We start from the raw sequence: 6,408 nt of genomic DNA, 5'->3' as shown, positions 1-6,408 counted from the left end.
CAGATAGGTCAGATGCTCTTCGGCCAACGTTCTGGATAGGTCTTTTGTGATCGACGCGATCACCTGGTCTAAACGTCMGGCCGATGACTTTTTGAGGTCGATCGCATTCGCGACTCTTCTGATTTTGCTCAGTTCCCCTGCGCCATGGACATCGGGATGACTGGCGCAAATCTGTTCCGTAAGCGTCGTTCCCGAGCGAGGCATGCCGACCACGAAAACAGGAACGTCCGAAGGACTCCCGTAACCGGACCTGGCAGCCAGCATCTCAGGCGTGAAGGTCTCGATCAGAGAGTCCGTCCAGCGACGGTATTGGTCGATGTCGAAGATGCGGCCTGAGGCCTGCTTGGCCTTCTTGAAATGGTCGAACGCATCCTTATAGCGCTTGAGGTCGTTCAGCACCTTGCCGGCCGCCAGGTGGAGCCTCTCTAAACCGTCCGGATCAAGCTTGGCATTGCCGAGTTCACGAATGATGGATTGGAGTTCCTTTGGCTCTTCGGTGAACTTTTGCGTCTGCACAAGATCGTTGTAGGCAGTCGGCACTGCGATGCCACGTTCGATTGTTTCCTTAAGATAGACGGCGGCCTCGTCCATGCGCCCCAGGCTGCTGAGCGCGCGAGCCAGTCCTGTCCGCACCTTGGGATGATCGCGGTTGGTCTTCAGCGCCTTTTCATAGAGCGGCAGAGCCATCTCGGGCTTATCAAACTGGATATAGGCATCCCCCAATGCGCAAAGTGCTTCGACGAGGTTCGGCTGCAACTCCAAGGCATACTGCATATGTTCGATTGCTGGTGAAAACTCACTGACCTTCACGTAGCCCGAGGCCAGGCCAAGGTGGTAGTAGGGGTTCTTTGGCTCCTCGTTGAGTGCGCGTGCGAAATACCGCAAGGCCGCCTCATCGTCGTAGCCTATGCACACGGTCCCCAAAATATACAGGGCGAGTGGATGGTTGGGCGTACGCGCCAGCACCCGAAGGCACAGGTCCTGAGCCTCGTTAAGCCGCTTGGCCTGTTGAAACTGGTACGCCTGCTCCAGCAGCGCGTCGTCTGCCTGTGTACGCGAAAGCGGATTTGCTTGCGGCAGATTTTGCTGCGGGAACTTGGGTTTCGGCCCGGTTTGGGCCTTCAGGTGCTTGGACCAGGCTGGCGGCAGACGGTTGTTCATTGTGTCTCGCTAGCAAAAAGAGACGAAGGAATCCAGCATTACGGTTGCAGGCCGCGGCAACTTGCACCGACCATGCGGGCAGGCTAGCAAGAAGGCCCTTTTTCCAAGCGAGCTTCCACCATGCGCCCACACCCTCCCCTAACGCCGCTCGTCGCAGCGCTTCCCTCGACGGTGCCTTTTGTTGGCCCCGAGGCGCAGGAGCGCGAGCGTGGCCGCGCTTTTCGCGCTCGCATCGGCGCCAATGAGAGCAGTTTTGGTCCTTCGCCGCGCGTCATAGAGCGCATGGCTGGAATTGCCCGCGACATGTGGATGTATTGCGATCCCGACAATCACGACCTGAAGGTGGCGGCTGCCGCGCATCACGGCGTCAAGGTCGAAAACGTCGTGGTCGGCGAAGGCATAGACGGGCTGCTCAGCCTGGTGGCACGCATGTACGTGGCGCCCGGCGATGCCGTGGTCACCTCGCTCGGCGCCTATCCGACCTTCAACTTCCATGTCGCCGGTGTCGGCGGGCGGCTGGTCACCGTCCCCTATGAGAACGACAGGGAAAGCCTGGACGGCCTGCTCGCGGCTGTTCGCAAGGACAAGGCGCCGCTGGTCTACCTGTCCAATCCGGACAATCCGATGGGCAGTTGGTGGGAGGCCGACGAGCTCATCCGCTTCATCGAGGCGCTGCCGGAAACCACCATGCTGGTGCTCGACGAGGCCTATGGCGAACTCGGACCAGCCTCGGCACTGCCGCCGATCGATATCTCGCGGCCGAACATCATCCGCATGCGCACCTTCTCGAAGGCCTATGGGCTCGCCGGAATACGCTGCGGCTATGCCGTGGCCGAGGCCAAGGTGATCCGCGATTTCGAGAAGATCCGCAACCATTACGGCGTCAGCCGCATGGCGCAGATCGCCGGCGTCGAGGCACTTGCCGATCAGGACTATCTGCGGAACGTGGTGGCGCGGGGTCGCGGCCGGCCGCCGACGCATCGCCGGCATAGCCGAACAGAACGGGCTGAAGTCGCTGGCCTCGGCAACCAATTTCGTCACCATCGACTGTGGTGGCGACGGCGTCTTCGCGCTGAAAGTGCTGCAGGGCCTGCTGTCACGCGACGTCTTCATCCGCAAGCCGATGGTACCAGTGCTCGACCGCTGCATCCGCGTCAGCGTAGGACTGGATCACGAACTGGACATTTTCGCCGAGGAACTGCCCGGCGCGCTGGCGGCGGCACGAGGGAATTAGAGCTGTTCCATCCCGATGGAATCGGGATGGGCGCCGTTTTTCTTTGAGCATGAGCTTTACCGAAAACCGGCACGCTCTTTTTCGGGATCATGCAAGGCCGGGTCGCGCTTTACAAATCCAGCTCCCAGGTCTGGCCGGTCAAGTCCTTGCCAAAGCTGTGGTGGCGCTCCTCCGAGACCAGCCTGAAACCGGCGCGCTCATAGATCGCGCGCGCCGCGACGAGGATGTCGTTGGTCCACAGCACCAATCGCTTGTAGCCGCACGCGCGGGCCTGGCTCACGCATTCCGCGACCAAGCGCTTGCCGATGCCCAGGCCGCGTGCCGCCGCCTCGACATGCAGCATCCTCAGCTTGGCCACCTCGTCGTCCAGATGAACCAGGAACACAGCGCCAACCGGCTCCCCGTTGCCACGTTCGGCAATCCAGCAGAAATCGCGGCCGGGCACGAAATTGCGAATGAAGTCGGCGCCGATTTCGGCAAGCATGGCTTCGAACTCGATGCTCCAGCCATATTCATCGGCGTAGAGCCGGGCCTGCCGCTGCACGACCCAGCCGACGTCGCCGACGCGGTGCGGCCGCAAGGTCGCCTCGCCGTTTTCGCTGGCGGGATCACCCAGCAACTCCCCGGCCTTGCGCAAGGCGCCGCCCAGTTCGTGCAGCCTGTCGTCGGGGATGCTTTCGATCAGCCGCGCCGTGTCCCGATCAGCCGCCGCCTGAAGCCTCGCAAGAGCGGCCTCGCCCCTGGAGGTCAGCGAGAGAACCCTTCGGCGCCGGTCGGCCGGATCCGTCCGGGCCTCGGTCAGCCCCTCACCGGCGAACTTGCGCAAGATTCGCGTCAGATAGGCGGGGTCGACACGCAATTGGCTGGCGATTTCGGAGGCCGCCGGGCCGTTCTCCAGCCGAAATGCTCCGGCCAGGAAACCGCGTTCGCCGGCGATCTCGGCCGAAGCCGGGCGGCTGTGGCGGCCGAGTTCGAACAGCACCCGCGCCTCGGTCAAGGTGAACGCGCTCTGGGTCAAGGTCTCGTCGAGAAGGCCGACGGTGCGGGTGTAGAACCGGTTGAAGTGGCGGATCTGCGCCACCAATGCGCTGCGTTCGTCCAACATCTGCGTCCAACCCCGATATGGCAGCTCCATTTTCCCAAATTAATGGACTGAGTCAACTAAATTTCAAAACCCGAAGAGCCCGACGTCGTGCGCGCAATTCAGGTTGCATTCCCTACGCCATGCGCCAGATTCCACGGAGACAGGCTAGGAGAGATTCATGGCTGGTCATCGCAGGGAAATACGGGCGCGCGTCTACGGCAATGTGCAAGGCGTCGGCTTCAGGATCTGGGTTCGGGGCGAGGCCACGAGCCTTGGCCTTGCGGGCTGGGTTCGCAATGAAGCGGACGGATCAGTAACGACCCAGATTGCAGGCCTCGATGAAGCAGTCTCGACAATGATCGGGCGACTGTGGAAAGGGCCGTCCGAGGCGTCGGTTTCCAGGGTCGACGTCGAGGAGTTGGCAGCCGGAAACGCTTCTGTTGGGTTCAGGATTGTCGTATGACGACGGATTTGGCTCGAGCACCCTTGAATTAATTGAACGTTCGTTTTATTATTGTCCCGCAAAAAGGGGCTGACATGGCGCGCACCACCGGATCCGACGGCGAAAAGACCGAAGCGACCATCCGCGAGGCGGCCGTCAATCTGATCGCGCGGTTTGGCTACGAGGCGATGTCGATGCGCCAGCTCGCCGCTGAAGTCGGCGTGCAGGCAGCGGCGCTCTACCGCTATTTTCCGACCAAGGAAGGGCTTCTGTTCACGCTGATGCGCGAGCATATGGAAGGCCTGACCGACGCATGGGAAGCAGCCCGCCCAACCAGCACGGATCCCGTGCAGCGGCTCGCCGCCTATGTCGAAAACCACATCGCTTTTCACATCGAACGTCGGCATGCCACGCATGTGTCGAACATGGAATTGCGCAGCTTGTCGCCCGAAAGGCTGACGCAGATCCTGCGCCTGCGCACGGCCTACGAAAAGGAGCTGCGCGCCATCCTGCGCGATGGCGCCGAGGCCGGCGTCTTCAACATCGATGACACCGGGCTGACGGCCATGGCGCTGATCCAGATGATGACCGGCGTCATCGTCTGGTTTCGGCCGGGCGAGCGGCTGTCGATCACTGAAGTGACGGCGACATATCTTTCAATGACAATGCGCCTGGTTGGAGCAGAAACCGCCGGCGAGACGACCCATGGCAGCGCGCGCGCCCTCGGACGCGCGAGAGACACCGCGGCACTTTGATTTCGCGTATGCTCCTTCGAAGATCGAGAGGGATCTTCGGGGTCATGCGGGCAGGAGGAAGGCATGTACACGAACACGCTCAGCTTCGGGCATGACGAGGATATCGAGGCGCTGCGCGATATGGTGCGGCGCTTCGCCCAGGACAGGATCGCGCCGGTCGCCGCCGATATCGACCGCTCGAACGAATTCCCGGCGCATCTGTGGGGCGAACTTGGCGCGCTCGGGCTGCTCGGCATCACCGCCGACCCCGATTTCKGCGGCAGCGGCATGGGCTATCTTGCGCATGTTATCGCTGTCGAGGAGATCTCCCGCGCGTCGGCTTCCGTCGGCCTTTCCTACGGCGCCCATTCCAATCTCTGCGTCAACCAGATCAATCGCTGGGCGACGCCGGCGCAGAAGGAGAAATTTCTCCCTGCCCTGTGTTCCGGCGAGCGCGTCGGTGCGCTGGCGATGTCGGAATCCGGTGCCGGCTCGGACGTCGTCTCGCTCAAGCTGCACGCCGAAAAGCGCAATGACCGCTATGTGCTCAACGGGACGAAGATGTGGATCACCAACGGGCCGGATGCCGGGACGCTGGTCGTCTATGCCAAGACCGATCCGGATCGGAAATCGCGTGGCATCACCGCCTTCATCGTCGAGAAAGCGATGGCCGGGTTCTCCGTGGCGCAGAAACTCGACAAGCTCGGCATGCGTGGCTCCAACACCGGCGAGTTGGTGTTCGAGAACGTCGAAGTGCCGTTCGATAATGTGCTGCATGAGGAAGGCCGCGGCGTCGAGGTGCTGATGTCGGGCCTCGACTACGAGCGCACCGTGCTCGCCGGCGGGCCGATCGGCCTGATGGCGGCGTGCCTGGACGTGGCGATCCCCTATGTGCATGAGCGCAAGCAGTTCGGCCAGGCGATCGGCGAATTCCAGCTGGTTCAGGGCAAGCTCGCCGATATGTACACGACGATGAACGCCGCGCGCGCCTACGTCTATGCCGTCGCCGCCGCTTGCGATCGCGGCCAGACGACGCGCAAGGACGCCGCCGGCTGCGTGCTGTTTGCCGCGGAAAAGGCAACGCAGATGGCGCTCGATGCTCTCCAGCTGCTGGGCGGCAATGGCTACACCAACGACTATCCCACCGGCCGGTTGTTGCGCGACGCCAAGCTCTACGAAATCGGCGCCGGCACCAGCGAGATCCGCCGCTGGCTGATCGGGCGGGAAATCATGGCGGAGGGGGTGTGATGTCGCCGCGCAAAGACTTGAACCGCGTCCGTGACAATGTGGATTGCTCGCCACGGCAAATAGCTGTCTCTTCAACCACTGCGGCATACGGAGATAGGCGAGGCGCAAGATGGTTCCGCGACCAGTGCATCCCGTGAACAGGCGCAGGCTATTGTCGATGATTCTTTCCACGCTCTTTGCCAGCCTGCCGCGGCGAGCCAAGGCACAGAAGCAGCGCTTTCCCGACATAGCGGAATTCAGAGGCCTTGTGATTGCCGCCATCAGGCGGCAACCGGGTGTAGACAGTGTGGCTGCGGATCCATCTGATCCGGCGAGGATCAATTCGAAGATCGACGATGTCGAGTTAGGGTCGGATGTCACGAACCTGTTTGGCTACTTGAATTCGTACCCCGATGAAGACGCCGACGCCGCCATAGAGCGGTTTGCCCGAGCTTTGGCGGAAGCTCAACTCTCCAAGATCGGAGAGAACAATCTCGTCGCCGTGATCCGAACCCAACAGTATATC

The 6,408-nt window shown here is 61.9% G+C and carries 6 protein-coding genes and 1 pseudogene; 5 read left to right on the top strand and 2 right to left on the bottom strand.

From position 1 onward, the window contains the following. A partial coding sequence (locus ACXJ7R_RS21940) for a tetratricopeptide repeat-containing sulfotransferase family protein (RefSeq protein WP_457153684.1) occupies positions 1-1,161 on the bottom strand: 1,161 nt, incomplete at its 3' end. Between the two features lie 120 nt (positions 1,162-1,281). Between ACXJ7R_RS21940 and ACXJ7R_RS21935 the strand changes: the two are divergent. Next, positions 1,282-2,395: pseudogene (locus ACXJ7R_RS21935) on the top strand (pyridoxal phosphate-dependent aminotransferase). Positions 2,396-2,504: 109 nt separating this feature from the next. Here ACXJ7R_RS21935 and ACXJ7R_RS21930 read toward each other — a convergent pair. Further along, positions 2,505-3,500: a bifunctional helix-turn-helix transcriptional regulator/GNAT family N-acetyltransferase gene (locus tag ACXJ7R_RS21930; protein ID WP_457153683.1), complete on the bottom strand. Its 996-nt coding sequence runs from the start codon at positions 3,498-3,500 to the stop codon at positions 2,505-2,507. A 157-nt stretch (positions 3,501-3,657) separates the two neighbouring features. Between ACXJ7R_RS21930 and ACXJ7R_RS21925 the strand changes: the two genes are divergently transcribed. The 4 genes from ACXJ7R_RS21925 to ACXJ7R_RS21910 all read left to right on the top strand — a co-directional run. After that, the gene (locus tag ACXJ7R_RS21925) at positions 3,658-3,942 is read left to right on the top strand and encodes an acylphosphatase (RefSeq protein ID WP_457153682.1); all 285 of its coding nucleotides are present in this window, start codon (positions 3,658-3,660) and stop codon (positions 3,940-3,942) included. A gap of 74 nt (positions 3,943-4,016) precedes the next feature. Continuing rightward, the gene (locus tag ACXJ7R_RS21920; protein ID WP_457153681.1) at positions 4,017-4,676 is read left to right on the top strand and encodes a TetR/AcrR family transcriptional regulator; all 660 of its coding nucleotides are present in this window, start codon (positions 4,017-4,019) and stop codon (positions 4,674-4,676) included. Positions 4,677-4,739: 63 nt separating this feature from the next. After that, positions 4,740-5,903 (top strand): isovaleryl-CoA dehydrogenase, encoded by a 1,164-nt coding sequence (locus tag ACXJ7R_RS21915; RefSeq protein WP_457153680.1) that lies wholly within the window; start codon positions 4,740-4,742, stop codon positions 5,901-5,903. A gap of 157 nt (positions 5,904-6,060) precedes the next feature. Further along, the coding region (locus tag ACXJ7R_RS21910) for a hypothetical protein (protein WP_457153679.1) at positions 6,061-6,408 on the top strand (348 nt) is incomplete at its 3' end.

The organism is Mesorhizobium sp. P5_C1, assembly GCF_054049815.1.
The sequence above is the reverse complement of the archived record's forward strand: the minus strand, read 5'-3'. Positions and strand labels throughout refer to the sequence as shown.

What these genes read in the sequence shown, in the direction of transcription:
- ACXJ7R_RS21930 (WP_457153683.1), bottom strand. Translation starts at nt 3,500, where the DNA reads ATGTTGGACGAACGCAGCGCATTGGTGGCGCAGATCCGCCACTTCAAC.
- ACXJ7R_RS21925 (WP_457153682.1), top strand. Translation starts at nt 3,658, where the DNA reads ATGGCTGGTCATCGCAGGGAAATACGGGCGCGCGTCTACGGCAATGTG.
- ACXJ7R_RS21920 (WP_457153681.1), top strand. Translation starts at nt 4,017, where the DNA reads ATGGCGCGCACCACCGGATCCGACGGCGAAAAGACCGAAGCGACCATC.